General features: G+C 54.6%; 15 protein-coding genes and 1 pseudogene. 12 read left to right on the forward strand and 4 right to left on the reverse strand.

Annotated features, from left to right (window positions below):
* Window positions 1-667 precede the first annotated feature (667 nt).
* Entirely contained in the window at window positions 668-1,306 is a 639-nt protein-coding gene (locus QTA58_RS19280) for a TetR/AcrR family transcriptional regulator (RefSeq protein ID WP_289670284.1), read from the reverse strand.
* A gap of 90 nt (window positions 1,307-1,396) precedes the next feature.
* Here QTA58_RS19280 and QTA58_RS19285 point away from each other — a divergent pair, with 90 nt between their 5' ends.
* The 3 genes from QTA58_RS19285 to QTA58_RS19295 are packed head-to-tail and all read left to right on the forward strand — an operon-like array spanning window position 1,397 to window position 4,459.
* Window positions 1,397-2,443 (forward strand): HlyD family secretion protein, encoded by a 1,047-nt coding sequence (locus QTA58_RS19285; RefSeq protein ID WP_289670285.1) that lies wholly within the window; start codon window positions 1,397-1,399, stop codon window positions 2,441-2,443.
* Window positions 2,440-4,230, forward strand: a complete 1,791-nt coding sequence (locus QTA58_RS19290; protein WP_289670286.1) for a DHA2 family efflux MFS transporter permease subunit — start codon at window positions 2,440-2,442, stop codon at window positions 4,228-4,230. Before QTA58_RS19285 ends, QTA58_RS19290 begins: the two co-directional genes overlap by 4 nt.
* Before the next feature lies 1 nt (window position 4,231).
* On the forward strand, window positions 4,232-4,459 hold the full coding sequence (locus QTA58_RS19295; RefSeq protein WP_289670287.1) for a hypothetical protein: 228 nt from the start codon (window positions 4,232-4,234) through the stop codon (window positions 4,457-4,459).
* 174 nt (window positions 4,460-4,633) lie between these two features.
* On the opposite strand, the gene QTA58_RS19300 is transcribed toward QTA58_RS19295, so the two are convergent.
* Window positions 4,634-7,432, reverse strand: coding sequence for a winged helix-turn-helix domain-containing protein (locus tag QTA58_RS19300; protein WP_289670288.1), 2,799 nt, complete (start codon window positions 7,430-7,432; stop codon window positions 4,634-4,636).
* Window positions 7,433-7,959: 527 nt separating this feature from the next.
* On the opposite strand from QTA58_RS19300, the gene QTA58_RS19305 reads away from it, so the two are divergent.
* The 8 genes and pseudogenes from QTA58_RS19305 (at window position 7,960) to QTA58_RS19340 (ending at window position 17,057) form a co-directional block, all read left to right on the forward strand.
* Window positions 7,960-8,400, forward strand: coding sequence for a hypothetical protein (locus tag QTA58_RS19305; RefSeq protein ID WP_289670289.1), 441 nt, complete (start codon window positions 7,960-7,962; stop codon window positions 8,398-8,400).
* 219 nt (window positions 8,401-8,619) lie between these two features.
* Window positions 8,620-9,768: a hypothetical protein gene (locus QTA58_RS19310; protein ID WP_289670290.1), complete on the forward strand. Its 1,149-nt coding sequence runs from the start codon at window positions 8,620-8,622 to the stop codon at window positions 9,766-9,768.
* Window positions 9,769-10,054: 286 nt separating this feature from the next.
* Window positions 10,055-10,696, forward strand: a complete 642-nt coding sequence (locus tag QTA58_RS19315; RefSeq protein WP_289670291.1) for a response regulator — start codon at window positions 10,055-10,057, stop codon at window positions 10,694-10,696.
* A gap of 771 nt (window positions 10,697-11,467) precedes the next feature.
* Complete coding sequence (locus tag QTA58_RS19320; RefSeq protein ID WP_289670293.1) at window positions 11,468-12,679, forward strand: MFS transporter; 1,212 nt, start codon at window positions 11,468-11,470, stop codon at window positions 12,677-12,679.
* A gap of 83 nt (window positions 12,680-12,762) precedes the next feature.
* Window positions 12,763-14,913, forward strand: coding sequence for a PAS domain-containing protein (locus tag QTA58_RS19325; RefSeq protein WP_289670294.1), 2,151 nt, complete (start codon window positions 12,763-12,765; stop codon window positions 14,911-14,913).
* 296 nt (window positions 14,914-15,209) lie between these two features.
* A pseudogene (locus QTA58_RS19330) lies at window positions 15,210-15,602 on the forward strand (DDE-type integrase/transposase/recombinase); the annotation flags it as partial.
* Between the two features lie 153 nt (window positions 15,603-15,755).
* A complete protein-coding gene (locus tag QTA58_RS19335; protein ID WP_289670295.1) occupies window positions 15,756-16,235 on the forward strand; it encodes a carboxymuconolactone decarboxylase family protein in 480 nt (159 codons plus the stop codon).
* 60 nt (window positions 16,236-16,295) lie between these two features.
* The gene (locus QTA58_RS19340) at window positions 16,296-17,057 is read left to right on the forward strand and encodes an SDR family oxidoreductase (protein ID WP_289670297.1); all 762 of its coding nucleotides are present in this window, start codon (window positions 16,296-16,298) and stop codon (window positions 17,055-17,057) included.
* A gap of 236 nt (window positions 17,058-17,293) precedes the next feature.
* Here QTA58_RS19340 and QTA58_RS19345 read toward each other — a convergent pair whose 3' ends face one another.
* Together QTA58_RS19345 and QTA58_RS19350 are read right to left on the reverse strand one after the other, a co-directional pair.
* On the reverse strand, window positions 17,294-19,147 hold the full coding sequence (locus QTA58_RS19345; protein ID WP_289670300.1) for a DUF262 domain-containing protein: 1,854 nt from the start codon (window positions 19,145-19,147) through the stop codon (window positions 17,294-17,296).
* A gap of 391 nt (window positions 19,148-19,538) precedes the next feature.
* A complete protein-coding gene (locus QTA58_RS19350) occupies window positions 19,539-20,504 on the reverse strand; it encodes an alpha/beta hydrolase (RefSeq protein ID WP_289670302.1) in 966 nt (321 codons plus the stop codon).
* A gap of 511 nt (window positions 20,505-21,015) precedes the next feature.
* Between QTA58_RS19350 and QTA58_RS19355 the strand changes: the two genes are divergently transcribed.
* On the forward strand, window positions 21,016-22,308 hold the full coding sequence (locus QTA58_RS19355; protein WP_289670304.1) for an epoxide hydrolase family protein: 1,293 nt from the start codon (window positions 21,016-21,018) through the stop codon (window positions 22,306-22,308).
* The last annotated feature ends 3 nt before the right edge of the window (window positions 22,309-22,311 follow it).

The raw sequence follows: 22,311 nt of genomic DNA on the forward strand, positions 1-22,311 counted from the left end.
CGGCGTTGTAAACGTATCGCTCTCGATCACCACCTTAAATGTCGTTTTCCCGCGCAGAATCGCAAGGCACTTGAGCCGCATGGATCAAATAGGTTGGCTTTGAAATCCTCGCGTCCGTCTCCCTAAGGAAGCTCGCATCAGATACATGATGCCTATCATCAACACCAACGTATAGCTTCCTGCACCATATAGGTTGAACTAGATTTCCGACAGTAATCAGACTGGCTTTCCGGTCCTCCGGGGACGTGATCCTCTATTGGTAAATCTCCGGAGGGCGCGACTAACAGTAAAAGTGCTGCCAAGACGACGAAACTACCTGGACGGAAAGGGAAGAGGTATGCGCTTCATAATTGCGGCGATGGTGGCATCGATCCTCAGCATCTTGGTCTTCAAGTATATCGATCGCTCAATAGGCGCGGATATATTCCTTGACGAGCCCCCTTTTTCGGAAGCGAACCTCCGTGGATAGCGGACCTTGATGTGAACCTCTCTCGTAGACGACGCCCAAGATGCGAAGGAGCTCGCCATGTATCGGAAAACGCAGGTGAGAAGCCCGGCTACTCCGCAGATCTGCCTGCCAGAGGTCTTGGCTGAAGCGAAGACCTCCGCACCAGATGCCCGGGCCTACGACCGCATTGAGAGTAACCTCACGATGCTGGCATATAGCTCAATCAGGCTTTCCCGCTCTGTATTGAAGGCCGTCGAGAAATATACTCACTATCGACCGCGCCATTCTCTCGGTTTCGCTAGGGCTAAGAGGTGGGCGCAAGCCGAGAACAACTTGAAGGTGGATATTGTCGCGCAGCATTCCCGCAAACTGGTCGGCAACCAACCTGCAATCGTCAACGTCAATTTCACCGCGTTTCTTTGCCTCCTCCAGAACCTCGGCGAGGCGGATGGCGGCACGACCTGGACCACGATCATAGAAGGCTTTCGCAAGCTCCGGGAACCGCAAGGCCTCGGCCATGATCGCACGGTACACGCCGATCATAGTAGGCGACATATAGACCTCAACAAGTCTTCGAGCGAATTCCAGCATAGTCTCCCGCAAATTACGGCCACCGATTTCTTCGACAGCCAGTGCGGCGAGTGCTTTATCTGCTCCCTCAGAAACAAGAGCGGTAAACAGCCCCTCCTTATTCCCAAACTCGCTATAGATGGTTCGTTTCGAGCCCCCAACTCGTTCGATGATGGCGTCCATGCTTGTAGCTGCATAGCCTTGCTCGAAGAAGACTGTGGCAGCGGCCTGCAGGATTGCCGTCCTCCGTTCTGCGGCAGACAATCTCTTGCCCCTGTATGCATCCATTCTGTTCATCCTTTTGAGAGCCTCTTGACTGGTACGGTACGTTACCGTATTTGTCAATGGTAATGACCAGTACCAAACGGAATCCTCACAATGCGAAGCGTTATAAGAGTTGGAATTCTAGGGGCTTTAGCGGTCCTCGTCGTGGCGCTTGCTTGGTCATGGGGGTGGCATTGGCTGACGACAGCCCGCTTTGAGGAGACAACCGATAATGCCTACGTACGTACCGAGATAACTTCGGTGGCCCCCAAGGTTACAGGTTACGTTCTCAAGGTGAGTGTGGCGGATAACGCGACCGTCCAGGCAGGGGACGTTCTTTTTCAGATCGATGACAAGGATTACAAGGCTCGGCTTGCGCAAGCAGAGGCAAATATCGCTTCTGCCCGTGCCGCCCTGCTGAACCTTGAAGCCGAGGCACGCCTCCAGAAAGCAGTTATCGCGCAAGGTGAAGCTCAACTCAGGTCTGCGCTCGCCACCCAGACACTGGCAATGCAAAACTTTGATCGCAACCAGTCGCTAGTACGCACCAGCACCGTCAGCCAAGCAAAGTTCGAGGAGAGCGAAGCTGGAATTGCACAGGCTGAAGCTTCCGTCAGCGCAGCGAAAGCCACCATTCAGGCTCAGCAGAGGAAACTAGAGGTTCTGGCTGCTCAAGGAGACGCTGCCCGAGCAGCGCTGTCTCAAGCTGAGGCTGCACGTACTTTGGCGCAGATTGATCTAGACAACACCACCGTGCGCGCGCCGGTGAACGGTGTCGTTGGCAACCGTCAAATCCGGGTCGGCCGACTAGTGAACACGGGTGCCCCCGTGCTCGATATTGTTCCTGTCCACAATGTCTGGATCGTCGCGAACTACAAAGAGACTCAGCTTGAGGATATTCGCGTTGGGCAGCCGGTACGTGTTTCTGTTGACGGTTATCCCCATGCGGAAGTGCTTGGCGTCGTTGATAGTCTTGCACCGGGCAGCGGAGCGGCCTTTAGCCTGATTCCCGCTGACAATGCGACAGGCAATTTCGTTCGTGTCGTACAACGAGTGCCTGTGAAGATCACACTCACTGATGTCCCTTCTCACGTTCATCTCGTCCCAGGTTTGTCTGCTCGAGTAGCGATTAAAACCTCCGCAGGGGAGGGCGCGTTGTGACCGTGCAGGTAATCGATCCGCGTCATGTCGCTACCCTACCAGACTCCCGCAACAGTGCGCCTGCCATACTCTTTGTAGCCGGTGTCGTGCTTGCCGCGCTGATGGAAGCAGTTGCTGGTACCGTTTTGTCTACTGCCCGCCTCGATATTATTGGCGATACCTATGCGACATCCGATGAGTTGGCGCGTTTGGACGTCGGATACACCGCCGCCAAGCTTGTGGCCTATATCCTCGCGCCGTGGTTCATGGCTCGGCTTTCGCCACTAAGCTGCCTTCGCGCCGCAACAGGTACCATGACGGTCGTCTGTGGTGCGGCTGCCATAACGTCGGATCTGGACGCTCTCACTGTGCTGCGCCTGCTTCAAGGCGCAGCGGGAGGGGGCTTGCTAGTGAGCGGACAGACAATGCTGTTCCTGATGTTTCCCCGTTCACATCAACCTATTGTACAGTGCATTTTTGCTATCGGCGCAGTTGTCGCGCCTGCTACGCTTACTCCGTACATGCAAGGATGGTTGGTCGACAGCTTGTCCTGGTCGTGGATATTCTTATGCATCGTGCCGATCGGCATGGGAGCCCTGATCCTCCTTGCTTTTACCAAGGAAGGCCTGGATGAGCGGATTGGCGAAGGGAAGTTTGACCGGCTTGGAGCGGTCTTGTTTGCCGGAGCTGCCTTTTGCCTCACGTACGTTTTAAATCAGGGAAGTCGATGGGATTGGTTTGAAGAACCGATGATCGCGCATCTGCTGATTGTTGGTGGCTTCGCGTTGCTCCTGTTCCTCGTTTACCAGTTCAATACGAAGAAGCCTGACACGGTTCTTGATCTCACAATTTTTCGGAATAGCGGATTTGCGTTCGGGTTCATCGCAAGCTTCGCAGCAGGGTTCGCGCTCTTTGGCAGCGCCTATCTTATACCAACCTTCGCCGTCTCGATCATCGGGATGACGCCTACCGAAGCGGGAATGCTTCTGCTTCCAAGCACACTCATGTTTATTTCAACGCTGCTTTTGACCACGTTTCTGGTGCAGCGGCGTGGGCTTCCTCCAATCGTAACCGTTCCATTCGGCATTCTTTGCTTCATCGCAGCTATGTGGATGCTTTCTGGCGTTACCGGTGAAAGCGGCTTTCCCGACTTGATGCCAGCTATCCTCCTTCGGGGCCTTGCACTTGGTTTCCTGTTCTTGTCAATCACGCTGATCACGCTGCCCGATCTTGAGGAGCAGCAAATGGCGTACGGCGTGGGTCTCTTCAATGTCGGTCGCCAAACGGGCGGTCTCCTGGGCGTCGCTGCCCTGCAGACTCTGCTTGATCATCAAACCGCATTGAATAAAAGCGTGCTCGTAACCTACATCGTCCCAGGCCGCGTTGCCGTCTCAGATCGTATTGCGCTTTTGATGAACAGCCTCGCCTCGCGCGGATTGGACGCGAGTGCAGCCGCTGACGCCGCCGTTCAAACTCTCGGGAAAGAGGTTACAAGACAGGCGAGCATAGTCGCCTTCGACACGGCCTTCCTTGCTGTCGCACTGTTCTTCGTTGGTGCAGCTCCAGTTCTGATCACGTCGAAGATCATCATTGGCAAGTTTCTCAATCCTGGTTCGCTCAAAGTCTCCGATCATGTCGAAGAAGGCAGCGGGCTGAACCTCGAAAAATTACAGACACGACCCGCGTCCGGGGGTCGCTCCGTTTCAGAGCAAGGTCTCTCTGAAATCTCGACGGATCTTTCCGTACGAGACCTCACCACCGCCAGCCGAACTGGCGCTCGCCAGCGGCGAATTATGAAAGGAGTCTAATATGACTAGAGTAACTACAGCTGTCATCGCCACCGTCGTTGCAATGCCGCTATTCTCCGGCGTGTCGTTTGCAGAAGGCGACTACTACGAAGGTGCCTCCAAGCAGAAGACGGAAGCAGCAATCAGCCACGATAGCACCGGATCTGTGCCGAGCTTCCAGGCCGCTCAAGGCGATGAAGCGAAGATCGATAGCGGCGACTACTACGAGGGTGCAACCCGTCCGAACTAAGAGCAGTTTATTCAAGACATCGAACTTCGTCCGCGGCTCATGGTCGCAAATCAGAGCCGCGGACTTGCTGATGAGCCTCGACGCGTTGCCGAGGCCACAGCAGATCGCCCGGGAGCCGCTAAACACCCGAGCTAGCATAGATACTGCTGCGGGCTCAGTGGCAACGTGACGGATCTACGATTTCGCCAACCTGATATCGTGGCTGTCTTCGTCGGATACGAAACGCGCCAAAACCTCTTCGACATTCGGGACGCTGTCGCTCAAGAGTTGCGGGTAGTGTCGCGCCGTAAGAGCGACCCTCAACTGGAACGCCAGGGCTCCGTGTTCGCACGCGAGATCCCACGCCCGGTCCAAATGTTTCCGAGCTTCTTCAACTGGCTGGCCCTCACTTTGGAGAGCCAGCACCGCCTGTAGCCGACACATCTCTGCGATCTGGAATTTTTCGCCGCTAGCCTCAGCCACGCGAAATGCCTCGATAAGGGTGGCTCTGCCCCGGTCATATCGATCCGTTCGCGCCAAACCTTCGGCGAGCGCGGCAAGGAAGCTGACAATCATGTGGTGGTGGTTTTCGGACGTCATGATATCGAGCGCTTCTTCGAGCAACGGAACACCGACGTCGGAGAGCCCCTTTCGAACGGCCAGCTCTCCCTCCAGGCCTTTGCTAACAGCGCTGAAGGCCGCTAAGGAATTTTCTCCAGCGATGGTGCGTAATCTCATCACCAAGTCCGCCGCATCATTCCAGTCCCCAAGCCAGATGAGGGTAGAGGCAGCGTATGCAAGGGCAATGCAATGAGGAATCGGGTGGCCGTACGCCGACGCATCTTCAATCGCCTTCAATACGTAGCGTCTAGCCGCACTTCCGTGGCCCTGCAGGCAAAGCACTCGGCCGAACTGGACGTAAGCCCGAATACGCTGGGTGAAGACGCAGAGATTGAATCTCACAGGCTCGGACCGCCAGTCGGAACAACTCGCGTCGAGATGCTCTGAGGCCCGTTTCAGGTCGCCGGAATAGGAGAAAGCAACCCCAAGCATCCATTGGACAAGATTACGAGCCTCCAGGTCCTTGACGCTCGCGATCCGCTGGCTCTCTAGCGCGATATCAAGGCCTTTGTAGCAATTCCCGGCGCGCATCTCGAAAATGTTGAGACCAGCAAGGATGTCAAGCTGCATCCGTTCGTTGGCTATCCGCTCCGCTATAGCAAGGGCCTGGGAGAATGCTTCGGAAACGTTGCTATTGCCGTTCCGGACGATGATGCCGGAGACGGCAAGCGCTTGCTGGAGGCGGGCCTCTTCAACGGACCCCGCCATTTCTGCCGGGAGACGGTCCAGTGCGAGTGCGGTCCATCTATGACACTCATCGAGAAGGGAGAGCTCAAGGAGAACAGGTGCACTCGCTGCGGCGAGGCGAGCTCCAGTCTCGACGCTCGCCTCGTCGTCGTAGCACCACCGCAGAGCAAGTCTTATGTTGGGAAGAGCTTTCCGATGTGAAGCCGGGGTTCCGGTTAGACGAAACGTATCGGCTTTGCCGATGGCATCCTCCAACACACGCAAGTGATACCTCGCGTGCCCGAGAGCTGTTTCTCGCAATTCATTTGCCTGTGACCGCTGCAGCTTCTCTAGGGCATATGCCCTGGCGGTTTCAGACATCCTATAAGTACGGGTCCCATCCTGGCTGAGGAATCGTGAGAGTAGGAACTTATCGGCGAGTCCTTCGATCATAAGTGAGGCTTCCGCGATATCATCGAAGCCGCAGATGGCCATGGCGGCGTCAATACTGAACTCGCCGACTATCCAGCCAAGTCTTCTGAAACCCAGCTTTTCCCGGTCGCTTAAAAGGTTGTAACTCCAGTCGTGCAGAGCCGCCATAGTCTGATGACGAGGTAACGCCGTGCGACGGCCTTGCCAGTAGAGTCCGAATCGATAGTCAAGCAGGTCCGGCATTTGTAGCAGGCCGTGGACGCCTGCGCGTCCCGCGACAAGCTCGATGGCTAAAGCAACTCCTTCTAGGCGTCGGCAAATACTCGCCGCCACAGAAATTTCCTCCGCGGTCAGTTCGAGGCTCCCGCCGCTGGCGTAAGTTCGGTCTACGAACAGCCGAACGGCTGGAAAGGCCAGCATTTCTTCCGGCCTGAGAGGATGTCCTTCGGGCGGTGCTTCGAGCGGCGGGACGACGAGCACATGCTCCCCCTCGACCCTCAGAGTCTCCCGGCTAGTCGTGAGGAGATAGACCTCCGGGCATTCGAGGAAAACGTGTTCGGCGAACCGGGCGACTGCATCAATGATGTGCTCGCAGTTGTCGAGGACCAACAGAAGACGTTTCTGCCGAACGACAGAGGTGATATCTGAGGTTGGGTCACGGGAAGCTACGGGAACTCCCAGAAGATTAGCGATAGCGGATGCGACCAAGTCACCATCCACGATCGTAGTAAGATCCGCAAAGACCACACCGTGGGAGAATTCGGCTTGGGCCGCGTGAGCTGTCGCCACCGCAACGGTCGTCTTCCCAATGCCGCCCGGTCCAATGAGGCTTAAGAAGCGGCACTGTAGCAGCCGCTCCGCGATGTCCTGTACTAGATGCTCGCGTCCCACCATACGCGAAAGGAGAGGAGGAAGAACGGATGTCGCGCCGTCGGGTAAGATGCTTGGGGGAATTGCATCACTAGGTGCTCGACGGACGGGAACTGAGAAAGCGTAGCCCCGTCCGGAAACATTCGTAATGTACTGCTTTCCGCCACTCGCTTCTCCAAGCAGTTTCCGTAGACCGGATACGTGAACGCGCAGACTGACCTCGTCCACAACCATATCCGGCCATACGCGCGCGTGCAGGTCTTTCTTGCTGACAACAGCGCCGCCGTTCTCGACAAGAGCAGTAAGCAAATCAAACGCTCTGCTACCAATAGCTACGGAGGAACCGTCCCTCTCCAGGGTTCGCTCGGCGGGTACCAAACGAAAGGGTCCGAACTCGTAAGACATCGCATCTCCGAAACGATTTCGGCCTCTCACGACGCGAGGAGTGTCGGCAAAAGCTGTCATCAGGCCACTGGTGCCGCCGCCATCCGTCGGGTAGGCAAGGTGCCGCAAAGTTAACCCTTCGATGCGGAAGGGACGACGCAAACTTTCGTTTTAGTGGCCTGCGGAAATTCTATGCGTTTCGTCTCGGTGGATCGTCGAAGGCGAAACAGCAGTTCTGAATTTGAAGATTTCGTATGTCACCACAAGGTGAGTGAAGGAGCGGGCGTTCGTCTTGCCGACCATAATCCTCCGTGGATTCGGAACATAAGCCGCTATTTTCCATCTCAAATGGGTTTCGGCTCAGTATCACCGGCCCTATCTGCGTTCGTGATGGGAGGTCCGGCCATCGCCGCCGCTCCCCTTTCTCAATCAGGTCCTTGTTCGCACGATGACAGGGAAACCTCGCGGGGGTCCTAAACCATGGTTTGGGAGGTGTCGCTTGAACCTCGGTGTTACGTTTCCAATCATTTCAACGGCAGGAGATAGATATGAGAGCGGTGAAAATCAGCGTGTACGCCATGGTATGCTTCAACATCCTTTTGGCGGGTTGGCTCTCCATTCACATGCTTTACGATCCGGAAAGCTGGTACTACTTCGTACCGGGGGTAACCGATACCGGTATGTTTAACCAGCATTTCATCCGGGACATTGGCATCATCCAGGGCTTCGTTGCGGCCGCCTTCGCCGTGGGATTGTTCAAGCCCAACCGGCGTATAGAGCTCTGGGCCGCCGCCACGCTCTGGCTCATTGCACATGGATGTTTCCATCTGTGGGAAGTGGCAGTCGGTATTTGCTCGTCGTCGGTCATCATACGCGACTTTCCGGCAGTCAGCTTGCCTGCGTTGTTCGGAATTGCAGCAACGTGGTGGGCGTTCGCTCAGGCTAAACGCTCGAGCTCCAATGCGGAGATGGCGATAGCAGGCGTTTGATAAGACAGCAGAGGGGGAGGGCGTCTCCTTCTGCCTTGTCGTTGACACTCAGTACCGATGATCGCGTCGAGCACTCGCCCGCCTGGTTCATCGGCCATGCGGTTACTAAGCGACCTACCCACCAATCATTCCATCGGCAGCCAAACACTACGTCGTTGTCGGTCAGAATGTTCGGCGGGCACAGGCAACGCGTGGTCCTAGCCAAAAGAAAGCAGAGTCATGTTCAAGACATCGCGATGCCTTGTGATCACGATGCCGTTCGCGGCTGGTATCGTTTTGCTCCCGAGTTCGGTCTCCGCTCATGTGAAATGGTTCGCCCCCTTTATTGTGGGGGCTCCGCCCGAATCAGTTACGCGCACCCTGCATGACCTTTGGTTTTGGGTTGGCATCGGCCTTGTGTTGTTATTCTTCATGCTGGCTCGAGTGATCGAACGCAGTTCATACGGAGCCAGCATTATTCAGGGGCTCGACTATGCCACCGGCCCGCTCTGGAGGCGGCAAGACGACTACATCAGGTCGATCATTGCCGCTTTCTTTGTTGCAATCTTCGCCGTTGGCGGCGTCTATCTCACACCTGATCTGAAGACGCCCGCGGAATGGGTTTCTTGGTTGCAGCTCGTGATCGCGTGCTGCATCTTCTTTCGCCCAACCATGCCGATAGCTGGGGCCGGTATTGTTGCCCTCTGGATCTTTGCGCTACGTGATTACGAGCTCTTTCATTTGTTTGACTACCTTGCACTAGGGCTCGGCGTAGCCGGATACCTGATCCTCGAACCAATGAGCAATGAAAATCTTCGGTCGCGCCGCTTTGAAGCGCTTCGTTGGGGGCTGGCAATAGCTTTGATGTGGTCTAGTCTGGAGAAGTTTGCCTTCCCTAGCTGGTTCTATCCGCTTGTTGTCGAGAAGCCATTCCTCACTTTCGGGATGCCGCGTGATGTGTTCATCCCAATGGCGGGAGTTACGGAGTTTACACTGGGATTTGGTCTGCTTTGGACGCCATTGATCCGCAGACTCTCTGCTATCGCCCTCCTCGTAATTTTTACAGCCGCGGTCTGGCCATTCGGCCGGGTGGACCTCATCGGTCACGGGCTCATCATGGCAATCTTAATTGCAGTGTCGGCTGATCAGCGTTCAGGTGTGGATCTCATGACATCCTTCAAGCGCAGGCTGGTGAACATTCCGATCGGCCTCACTACTGCGCTGGTTGTTTTCTGCGCTTCGTACTGGGGCCTTCATTTCTCGTTTTATGGAATGGACGGGAACCAGGCCATCGGTGACATTCAAAAAACAACGCACTCGTACAGTTCGGAACATCCGCACGGACCAGGCGGTCCAAATAGCGCGTTGGAAGATCAGATGCACCCTTGAACGGCAAGTGGCGAGCTGCTGTTCAGGCAGCGTGCTAGTACCGAGCCACCCTTCTATCGCCTCAAGCTTTCGGGGGTTCTACATTAGCGAACCGCTGGGAACCTAAACCAAGGTTTGGTCCCATATGACTTGAATTTGTGATATAGAGCACTGGTTATCAGAAAATCGGTGATATGAAACGGACGCGGTTGAATAGAGATATGAACGTGGGAAAGAGGCGCGAAAACGTGAGCTCTTTTTCAGATATTGAGGCGACACGATGCAAAGCGCTCAGGCCGGAATAGAAATGTCCGCCGAACCTATCGTATACGTTGTTGACGACGACCTGGAAATGCGGGAGGCGTTGCTTGATCTGTTCATGGTGACGAAAAAGCGCGCATCTGGGTTCGCGAGCGGGACTGAATTCATCGAACTAGCCGACACAAAAGCACCAGGCTGCGTGGTAGTTGATCTGCGAATGCCGGGCGGTAGTGGCCTGGATCTTCAAAGTCAGCTCATCTCCATGGGTAGCAGGCTGCCAGTTATTTTTCTCACCGCCTATGCGGATGTACCCACGAGCGTCAAGGCGATGAAGGCGGGAGCTAGTGACTTTATCACCAAACCATTTGCCAATCAGGAGCTTCTGAAAGCAGTCGAGCATGCCATCCAGCTGGACTCAGAGCGGCGCAAAGCAGATGAAGAACTCGATAAGATCCGCCTCTTGGCTGACACGCTGACGCCGAGAGAAAAAGAAGTTATGCACGCTGTCGTAAGCGGCTTAATGAACAAGCAGGTCGCATTCGAGCTCGGTATCAGCGAAATGACGGTCAAGTTGCATCGGATGAGCGTAATGAGGAAGATGCAATGCCGCTCTCTGGCCGCGCTGGTGCGGTGTGTCGAGCAGTTGCAGCGGGTCGCGGGGGAGCCTCCCCGCATTCAGGCGGCGTAGCTCCAACTGGGGCCTTTGTGGCAGCGAGACAACGCTAAGCAGCCCCCCATGTCAGCTACCTTGAACCCGCACAGAACGGGTGAACCGCACCACGGCTTCCGGATCGCCACGACTTGGTGTGAGCGGTAGGTCTACCCTGCCGTTACGGTCAGCATAGCTCAGCAAGGTTCGCGAGGTACGGCGGAAACTTCAGCGAACAACGAATTCTTCGCGACAGAGCCAAGGTAACCGCTGTTCCACCCCACGTTGCCCACTGCCGTCTGATGCGTGATCGAGCTTTCATGAAAAAGCGACGAGAAGTAGCTACATGGAGACTACGTTGGAAGTTCTCACGACGCGGCGTGGCCGACGGGAGGGGCCATCCACTCCATCAGTTCTGCGCGGAAACCAACAAATCAGGGCGGCTAAAACACCAAAATGCATCGCAAACTCCCAGGCATTGAAAACGAACCTGAGAGCCTCAAATCGTCAACGGTTCATATAAAACCAACGTTTGGCTAGCCTGAGTGCCTTAATAGGATGCCAAACGTGAATAAGTCTGCGAATGACAATAGTCTGAATAGCGTGAATAGATACGATCGACGTAAGTTGAGCAAACTCTAGGAACGTTAATCGGCGTATCCGTCATACTAACGGTGCGTTCTAAAGTTGTCCGGGACTTCGTTGTTTGAGCGAATAAGACCATGAAATTGAAGTGCATCGAGTATTTCGTCAATCGACGCGACAAATTCCTGGCAACATAAAATCTAACAATGAGGTGAATAACGAAAGATGACGGGCAACATCAGCGGGATTGAGATGCCGCGAAACTACTCTCTACGTGAAGTCGCGACAATGCTATTCGGTGTAGTCATCTATACATCGGCGAACGGCTTCATGACTGGAGGTCTCGCCGTGGCAGGAAGACAACTCGGCCTCAGCGAACTCGAGACTGGACTAATTCTTGGTGGTGGCGCACTCATCGGGGTCATCGCGGCTCCATTCTGGGGTTACGTTTCCGAGATATTGAGCCCACGCAAGATGCTGCTCGTTGCCGTGCCAATGGTAACGCTTGGCCCCGCCGCGATGGCGGTAATTATCAGTCAATGGATACTGTTACCAGCTTCCATGATTGGAACTGCACTTGGTGTCGCGAGGCTGATCCAAGCCGTTTTTGGAGCGGCTCTCATACCCGTGGCACAGGCATCGATGGCACATTACACTTTGCCCTCGCGTCGTGTTAGCGGGATGGGAACCCTGAGCGCTGTGGTTAGTGCCGGTACTTTGGTTGGTTCGGCGCTCCTCTGGCTCACGGGCAAATACGGTGTCGTTTCTGGCTTCGCAACAATTGCCGTGTTTGGAGTGCTGGCAAGCGTTTGTGCGGCAGCCTTTTTGCCGACGAATGGCACACGAATGGCAATCTCCAAGGCCGAATCTGTAGTTCCCGTACACAAGATTTGGCCGTACTTGCTGATCACGCTCGTAGGCTTTACATGCTACACGACGGTGCCACCAATTTTCGCGCTTAGGCTAATAGACAAGTTTAGTTTCGATAGCGGGTCTGCCGCATCGCAAACGGGATTAGTCCTAACAGTTGGAGTCATCGCGGTTTGCGCAGCACAGGTACTGATCGCTACCCGGCGAAATTGGAAACCAACTCTAATGCTGCAGTTTGGCAGCATTGGTATTTTCATCGGCCTAATTATGCTGCTGCCCGCAAACGATACACTTGAAATGTGCCTGGCAATGGCGATCATCGGGCTTGCTGTCGGCTTTTTGGCACCGGCGATACTCGGTGCGATTAGCCTGCTTGGTGGTAAAGGTACACAGGGTAAAATCGGCGGATTGAACATGGCAGCAAGAGGACTCGGTTCGGCAATCGGGCCCGTGGTTGGCACAACGCTCTACCAACACGACCCCGACAGTCCGATCATTGGCTCGCTTTTCCTGATTGCTGGCGTACTTTTTCTCACATTCATTTTGCCGAAAGTAAACGCAAACTGATAACGCGCTACAGGCCTTTAAGGACGATGGACTATGAACGTGCGCGCCGATGCATTCTCGTTGGATAAATGAGATCGGATAGTATGACGGATAAGCCCGAGCCCGATCACGTGCGCCGAGCATTTCTCATCTTAGGGTGCATCATCGGCTTTTTGCTCTATTGGCTGACAACCAACGAAATTGGACTTCTTTTGGCAGTCGTTGCCATTGGACTCTATGCCAACCGGCGCACGATGGTCATCCTTACCGTTGTTATCTGCGTAGCACTTGTTAGCGGGATATCAATCAATTGGCTGGGGTGGAAGGGCCTCGAAACCAAATCGTGGACTTCTTTCTTCATCACCGCTTTATGTATAAGCGCCTTGTTTATCGCGCACTCAGCAGAGCGACAACGTGCCACAAAAGACGTATCGCGAGAGCAAAGTGAGCCAGGGCCTCACTCGTTGAATGAAAAATTCTTGAAGACCGTCCATCCTGAAGACAGAGATGTGGTGAGTCAGGCTTCATCCAGAGCGTTCTGGAGCGGATTCCCCCAGATTGTCCGTTACAGAAGACTGCAATCAGAAGGTGATTACGATTGGAGCGAATTCAGAGCTGAACCGGGTTACGATATTGCAGGCGATACACCGGCTAAAATCTCAGCACAGCATCTACCTTGGTCAATAGCAGAGTCGGTCGGTGAAACAGTCGAAGCTGCGCGCATCGCGCTGGTGTTGGAAACATTGTTCGGTACGGGTTGGTCAATGGATACGGCCGGACGTTTCACGTACGCGACCCCGAATGCACAAACGACTGTTGGCCAGACCCTTGAACAGATGAATGAGCGTCTCACATCCAAAGATTTTCTCTCGGGTGGCGATCTGGGGTGGAAACATATCTTTCACCCGGACGAGTATGAGCGCGTCGCCATCTCTCTCCGACACAGTTTGATAACCGGCGAGCATTGGAACAACGAGTACCGTCTCAGACGGGTCTCAACCGGAGAGTACGGCTGGCACAGAGTTGCAATGAGGCCAACGAGAAATCAACAGGGGCGCATAACCGGATGGTACGGCATGTCTATCGACATCACCGTCTATAAACAAACCGAAGCTGCACTTCGACTCCGTGAACAAGAACTGTCACAACTCGTAAATATGGTGCCGGTCCACATAATGCGGCTCGATGGCGAGGGGCATCCAACATTCATCAGTAAAGCCACATTCGATTTCTTCGCGTTGGGAGAGGAGTTGGTGAACGATCCTACAGCCACCCTCAATGTCGTAAGAGAGGCTATTCACCCAGATGATTTAAAGAGACTTAGCACATCAATCTGGGAAGCAATGGCGACCAGTCAGCGCCTCGCAATCAGATATCGTGTCCGGCGCTACGATGGTGTCTACCGGTGGATGGACAGTCGTGCAGAACCGATACGTGATGCAAAAGGGGCGATTATCGAATGGTACGCGGTATCCCTTGACGTCAACGACCAGGTCCTCGCCCAGGAAGAGTTGCGCGTAGCGCAAGAAAATCTTGCGCGTTCAAGCCAAGCAGCAAATCTCGCAGAGCTTTCCGCTTCTATTGCCCATGAGGTAGCTCAGCCGCTAGCTGCGCTCCTTTCAAGCTCCGAGGCATGCCAGCTATGGCTGGCTTCAGACCCTCCAAATATAGGTCGTGCTCAACAAACGTTGGAACGCATCATTCGAAGCGGTAAGTCTGCGACAGACATAGTTCGGCGGATCCGTGCACTATTTGCCCAGTCTCCCGAAGCCCGAGCCCCTACTGATCTATCTGAGCTCATTGGGGAGGCAAGAGAGCTACTCTCCGGCAATCTTCAGCGACACAGAATAAAACTTGACGTAGATCTGGAAGAAAATCTTCCAATGCTCATAGTTGATCGTGTTCAGGTCCAACAGGTGGTTATCAATCTCATGCGAAACGGCATCGAAGCGATCGCAGCGAGTGGCGACGATCGGGTCTTAACTGTGCGCGTACGCCGTGAAGGCAATTCTGTTCTCACTTCAATCAGCGACACAGGCCAAGGGGTTGAGAACTCTGCAAAAATATTTGAGCCGTTTTTTACTACAAAAGAGCATGGGATGGGGATGGGCCTAGCGATTTGTCGCTCTGTCGTTACTTCGCACGGCGGCGAACTTTGGGTCGAAAAGAATGAGCCCAAAGGCGCGAGCTTTTCTTTTACATTGCCGATAATTCAGAAAACCCTTACGGCTGACAGAGAGCAGAAGGATATCTAGAGATCACATCCGCTCCACCTAGGGTGTGGCTCTCCATCAGACAAGATGGACGGTATGAACCGTGGTTCAGGATCTCGAAACGACGTGAACTGCCCCCCGTTTCGACCGGACAGTCGGCATAAGCAGAAAGGCCCAAGCACAGGCTTGGGTATAGGCTTATGTCTAACGAGTACCGACACATTGAATTGCTGACGGGCGATGTCCGCCGCAGGCGGTGGACAACCGAGCAGAAGCTGACAATCATTGAGCAGAGTTTCGAACCAGGCGAGAAGCATACGGCCGTTCGCAAGGGCCGCATCCATGACGGCAAGGTCATGGTCATGCGCTCGAACCTGCGCTGGTGCTCCGACGGTTTGGAGTTCACCTGCTGGAATGGCGAGGTCATTCGTCTCGCCTTCATCATCGATGTCTTCGACCGCGAGATCATTGCCTGGACGGCGGTCGCCAACGCAGGCATCTCGGGCTCAGACGTGCGCGATATGATGCTGGAGGCGGTCGAGAAGCGGTTCGCAGCAACCCGAGTCCCGCACGCAATCGAGCATTTCTCGGACAATGGCTCAGCTTACACTGCGAGGAATACGAGGCTCTTTGCACAGGCGCTCAATCTGACGCCTTGCTTCACGCCGGTGGCCAGTCCGCAGTCAAACGGCATGTCGGAAGCCTTCGTTAAAATCCTGAAGCGGGACTATGCCGCTACGTCATTCCACCTGAGATCGTAGCTGTCGCGCACTGTGACCACTTAAACCTACGTTTATCTATCGCCCGATGGGTGATCGCTTAGAGTTGCTCAGGGTAGCCCGATGCAGGCGACCGGTTCTTCACTCCCAACTCAGGAAAACGCAATGACACAGCGCATCAACTTCGCGAAGGAATCTCCGGATATCATGAAGAAGTTCATGGAATTCGTGACTGCCACAAAGGACAACGTCGTTGAAGAATCCATTCGGGATCTGGTGAACGTACGCGTCGCGCAGCTTAACAACTGCACCTTTTGCCTGGATATGCATATCAAGCAAGCCAAGCTCCACGGCGAGCGGGAGCTCCGGCTCTACCACCTCGCATCCTGGCGCGAGTCAATGCTTTTCTCTCCGCGCGAACGCGCTTCGCTGGCCTGGGCAGAAATCCTCACGAAGCTTCCTGACCTTGGGGTGCCGGATGACATCTACGAGCGCGTTCGCTCGCAGCTTAGTGAAAAGGAGCTGTCTGACCTGACCTTCGTCGTCATGTCTGCCAACGCCTGGACCCGCGTCAACGCTGGCTTCATGACCGTACCAGGATCATTCGATACAGCTCTCGGGCTCGACAAGGCTGAGTTGAACTAAGGAATGTGTTGCATCGGCGTCGGTGTGGCACCCGTCATAATCATCTAAAGGAGAGCAAAAATGAAGATTGTCGTCATTGGTGGTACGGGCCTAATCGGGTCAAAGCTTGTCCAGCGCCTGCAGGCAAAGGGGCATGATGTCATCGCCGCTTCGCCTGCATCTGGCGTCAATACTGTCACAGGTGAGGGGCTGGCAGAGATTCTTGCTGGCGCTCAAATTGTGGTGGACGTGGCCAATTCTCCATCCTTCGAAGACAAGGCAGTCATGGAGTTTTTCCAGTCTTCTGGTCGTAATCTTCTGGCGGCAGAGGCTGCCGCTGGCGTCACGCACCACGTAGCGCTTTCCGTCGTCGGAACTGATCGCTTGCAGGGTAGCGGCTATTTTCGCGCGAAGCTCGCCCAGGAAAAGCTCATCAAGGAAGCTAGCATTCCTTACACTATTGTCCATTCAACACAGTTTTTTGAGTTCATGTTCGGCATCGCTCAATCTGGTGCTCAGGGTGATAAAGTGCATCTCTCCCCTGCTATGATGCAGCCGATCTACTCGGATGACGTCGCAGACGCGCTTGTTGACTTCGTTCTGGGTAAGCCTCTCGATGGGATGGCCGAAATAGCTGGTCCTGAGCCGATCCGTATCTCCGATGCGGTTGAAAAGTACATGCGTCAGATCGGCGACAACCGCGAGATTGTTATCGACAGCCAAACTCCTTATTTCGGTGTTCGTCTGGACGACAAGACTCTCATGCCATCGGACGGTGCACGGCTCGGGAAGACGTTGTTCTCCGAATGGGTTAAAACGGCAACGCCACCCCCGGCGCGCTAAGCCAAAACTTCTAGATAAGGCCCTGCTTCGGCAGCAGGTGGGTACGGATAAGCGGCAGCCCGAATACAGGGTTGCCGCTTTCGATTCATAGTGCACTAAAGCAGCGTAGCCTTAACGCTTGCTGGAAGCGGAACTTCGTATGTGTTGTCTTCTGAGGGGCATCAACGATCGCCACCACCACAAGCTCGCCAGGTTTCGAAGAGCCCTGTATCCCCACTGGGATGCCTCTCGTGCGGTCATGGATTTGGACTCGGGATCAGCATCTCGAACTCACTAGTTGCTTTAGGATTGGGGCTCGGAACGCCCCAAATTTCGAGCGCAGCATCGGCAATCCACTGTTGCCGACGGTCAATAGCTGAGCGGTCCCAAGAAGATGCGGGATCTAGTTTCTGGATCGCACGGGTGATCCTGTCGTTTACGCCGATGGTGAGGGGGGCAGCTTGGCAGCGGGCCAGCAAGAACTGTGACGAAGGGTACGTCGCGATCTTTTCGGAGTAGGGGCGATTGTTGATGACCCTGTTCAAGGATGCCTCGATTAACATGAGATTGCCGAGCCGCTGTATCAACTCAAATGAGTCCGCACCTTCTCCGAACTCAAGTTTCGCATCATCGTCGGCACCTTGAGCCAAAATGTGCTCGATGTCGTTTTTGGCCTCCATGTAATGCGACAGACTTTCACGGCCAGCCTCACCGTAGGCTAGAACATCAAAATGACGAGTGAGCTTCGCCAGCAAATACCGGAGCCTGAACTTTCTAAGATCGTACGTATGGAGCCTAAGCAGCGCGTTCCTAAACATCTGCATGTTGAGAGACTTCTGGTGAACGAGGAACTCCTGTTCGAACTTCGCGAATGTCGCGGCATCCGTCGCGCGGCGTAGGTTCCGCGCCGCTTGAACGATGACTCTTTCGTAGTCCTTGCTCGCTACCCCGGCGATCAGCCATACAAACATCGTCTCTTCAATCTGACGGGTCAGACGTTCGAAAAGGTCTGGAGCAAGATGCCGACCTGACAGCAGCAGGATGTAATGGGTTTTTACCGCGCTGCCTCCAAGGAGCCGCGTGTTGTAGATGCCATGGTCCGCGCCGCCCGCAGGGTTTCGTCCTCTGGAATAATTTTGGTAGGCTAAAGCGCTTTGCCGCAAGCGTTCCGCGAACCCAATCGGATCGATACCGTGACCGGTTTGAGCCTCGTTGCGTGTAAGCCAGTCATAGATGTCTTCTTCCTGAAGCTTTGCGTCGACGTCATAGGTCGCCAAGAGGTAGTATCTCAAGAACCGAAGAGGCTTCTCACGCGCATCATAGATTGCTTGGGTTACGCCCTTCCAAACGTCCTTCAGCTTCCCAAAGTCACTCTGCTTTGCTTTCATGAAGAGGAGGTTTTTCAGCAGATCCATGGCGTCGAGTCCAACGCCACGATCATTGATTGTCTCAAAAATTTTGAGTGCGCGGCTGACGTTGGGGGTTTCTATCCGGATCAGCTTCACTTTGTTCGTGAAGTAACCATGAAAGCGTCGTAGGCCGTTGGCATCACTTGGAAATTGAACGCTGAGAAACTCGCGAATGGTGTCGTAGGCGTTGGCGAGATTTCTTATAGAGCGAGTTCCTTCCCTTCGCGCATTTTTGCCTCGGCCTTCTCCATATTCAACTAAAACGCCGCTTGCATCTTCATATTGGAGATCCAGGCGCATGCGCTCCCTCGTCTCGCCTTGCCAGTTCGTATCTTGCGCAGCGATTTGTCCCGCAAGGGTACTGGGTACAGTCTCCCCGAGTTCCACGAGCAGATCTCGCAGGGCACAAAGGGTCAAGAAGGAGGTTGTGCTACGCTGCTGCCCATCGATTAAGTCAAATACCGAGTCCTCGCCCGGACAAACAACGATCGTGCCAATAAAATACTCAGGTGCACCGTCTTTTGTCGCCTGCTCGAACTCGCTCAGGATATCCTTCAGGAATTGCTCGACCTCTTCCCCGCGTTCTCCTTTCGCATCAGACTCGCTCCAAACATATTCCCTCTGGTAGTCGGGAACTCTGTAGAAATTTTGAAATATCTGCCCAATGCTCAGATCTTGCGACGTAATGGAACTAGCTGACATCTCACTCCCTTTTCGAACTGTTATTGAGTCGAGCTAAGATGGAGTTGGCGCTGCCACTTATGGCTGGTCAATCCCCAGCAAGGGGGGAAAGCGTCTAGTAGCGAACGCGGTGGGCGAAACACGGGCCAAGGCTGAAGCTTCAACGGGTCGGCAGCAGGATGATGCGTGACCGCCGTAGCGTGCGCTGGACCCTCAGTGTGTCTTTCTGGCGTGATCATTCTGGAAGAATGACGCTGGTCGCAAGGCGGTCGAGGAGAGCAAAAGGCCCAGATGTTAGTCCGGCCACGGTGATCTATATAGCACGCGCGCAGGGGGGGTGAGCGTTAGGCGGGAAACTTTAGGCCGTTAATCGGCCGGGGGGTGCTCCCTAGAGCACCCCCATCTAGCCTTCTTATGCTTTCAGAAAATCCAGGATGTCGGCATTAATGATATCGGCATGAGTTGTAGCCATTCCATGCGGTAATCCCTTGTAGATCTTGAGCGCAGCCTTTTTGAGGAGCTTTGCGGACAATTCAGCTGAGTCCGCCACAGGTACAACCTGGTCGTCGTCACCATGCAACACGAGCGTCGGAACCGAGATGACCTTGAGGTCTTCCGTAAAATCAGTTTCGGAGAAAGCTTTGATGCCGAGATAATGGGCATTCGCCGCTCCAGTCATGCCCTGTCTCCACCAGTTTTGGATCATGGCGTCAGATGCCGTCACGCCTTCGCGATTGAAACCGTAGAAGGGACCGCTCGCGACATCAAAGTAGAACTGCGACCGATTGGCGGCGAGCGCCTGACGGAAGCCGTCAAATACCGAGATTGGAAGACCGCCAGGATTGGCCGAAGTCTTCACCATAAGCGGGGGGACTGCACCAATGAGTACGAGTTTGGCAACGCGATTTTTGCCGTGCTTGGCGGTGTAACGAGTGGCTTCGCCGCCGCCGGTCGAATGGCCGACATGAACGGTTTGCCGGAGATCGAGATGTTCGACAACGGCCGCTACGTCCGCAGCGTAATGGTCCATGTCGTGCCCGTCTCTGACTTGGCTCGATCGACCATGTCCTCTGCGGTCGTGCGCGATTACCCGATAGCCCTTGTTCATGAAGAAGAGCATCTGGTTATCCCAATCATCGCTGCTTAGAGGCCATCCGTGATGGAAAACGATGGGCTGACCGTCCCGCGGTCCCCAATCCTTGTAAAAAATGTGCACGCCATCCTTGGTGGTAACATAGCCAGTCTCGCCCACTACGCTCTGCGATCCTTTTCCCGGTTCAGCAGCTGCAGCCTTTGATCCGACCGCTGCGGCGGCGGCGAGCGAAACGCTTCCCGTCATGACCTTGCGGCGGCTGGTAATCAGTTCTTCCTTCTTCATTTCAGCTTCTCCGTTCGATAGCCAATACGCCACGATCATGCCCAGGGTTCAGGGGCATAGTGACAGCTTAGGCTAGCGGCTGGGGTTAGCTCGAGGAACTATACGTGCGTTTGGTGGATACCCAGGTTTATACGACATAGAATAATTTCAGTTGATCTATAGGTTTGCAGATCTTCTTGAAGAGTTATTAAGCGGCTAAGTGCTGGGCTGCCGCAAATTGATTGGGAAAGGAGGGATTGGACCCATTTTTCCAGCCAATGCCCAAGAGGCTTTCGACAGCGCCGCGTCCAACGCCAATTTCTCGGCCTCGCAGTATAAATTAACGCCGAGCCGTTGGCGGAGGGCAGGGTACGCCCGGTAGGCACAAGTCTTGTGTCCGTGATCCGTCTAATGATTTCGCCCCGACGTGACTAAATCCCAGCTGCTGAGAGGATACGTTGCTAGGGTCGATAAACGAGACCGCCCGTCGTGCCCCATTTCAGCATCTGTCATATCTTGGAGATTAAATTCGATGCACCATCAGCTCGTTACCGATCGGAATGCCTTGAACTCACAGAGCCGAAGGAGGTTTCTCGGCGGTATCGCAGCTGTAGGCGCGACGTTAACAGCGCCCAATACGATGTTAGCGAGCTCCGGAGGTCTCACTCTGCCGAGAGCCTCATCCCAAATCACGCCCTTCACCGTTGAGATTCCGCAGGCGGCTATTGATGATCTAAAGAGCAGGTTGGCTGGCACCCGGTGGCCCGACCAGGAGACGGTTGGTGATCGAAGCCAAGGTGCCACGCTTCATGATGCCAAAGCACTGGTGGATTATTGGGCTAAACATTATGACTGGCGAAAATTCGAATCCCGCATCAACAAGTATCCGCAATTCCGTACTGAAATAGATGGTTTGGGCATTCACTTCATCCACGTGAAGTCCAAACATCAGAACGCCCTCCCAATCATTATGACGCACGGGTGGCCCGGATCGGTGGTTGAGTTTCTTGACACGATCGAAATTCTCACGGATCCGACGTCGCATAGTGGCCGGGCGGAAGATGCGTTTCATGTTGTAATACCATCAATTCCCGGTTTTGGGTTCTCAGACAGACCTTCCGGCTCCGGCTGGAATGCCGAGCGCACTGCTGACGCCTGGGGCTTATTGATGCAACGGCTTGGTTATACCCGGTGGGTTGCCCAGGGCGGAGATTGGGGTTCGCTGATCACGCATCGTCTGGCGCAGCGCAAACCGAGCGGGCTTATCGCCGCGCATGTGAACCTCCCTCTCGTGTTCCCGATGGAACCGCCAGTTGATCCTAGTGCGGAAGAGCAAAAGGCGCTGGAGGACATGTCAATTCTCGGCAGCGAAGGTTCCGCCTACGCGTTCCAGCAGGGAACCCGACCCCAAACCCTTTCGTACGGATTGGCTGACTCACCTGTAGCCCAAGCCACGTGGATCTATGAGAAATTGCAATCCTGGTCCGACAACAATGGAAACATCCAGGACGCGCTGTCGATCGATGCGGTGCTCGACGATATTTCCCTTTACTGGTTCACCAACACGGCTGGTTCATCAGCCCGGTTTTATTGGGAAGTCTTCAGAACCGGCTTTTCCAACTACTCGGCGGGTCAAATTGATCTCCCTATGGCAGCAACGATCTTTCCCCGAGAGTTCTATCGCACGCCGCGTTCATGGGCTGAAGCGGCCTGGCCAAATCTCTATTACTGGAGCACGGCACCACGCGGTGGCCACTTCGCTGCGTGGGAACAGCCGGAGATCTTCGCCACTGAACTCAGAAAGGCATTCTCAGGCATGAGATGACGA

Origin of the sequence: Neorhizobium sp. CSC1952 (genome assembly GCF_030378245.1) — a bacterium.
Lineage (GTDB): Bacteria > Pseudomonadota > Alphaproteobacteria > Rhizobiales > Rhizobiaceae > Neorhizobium > Neorhizobium oryzae_A.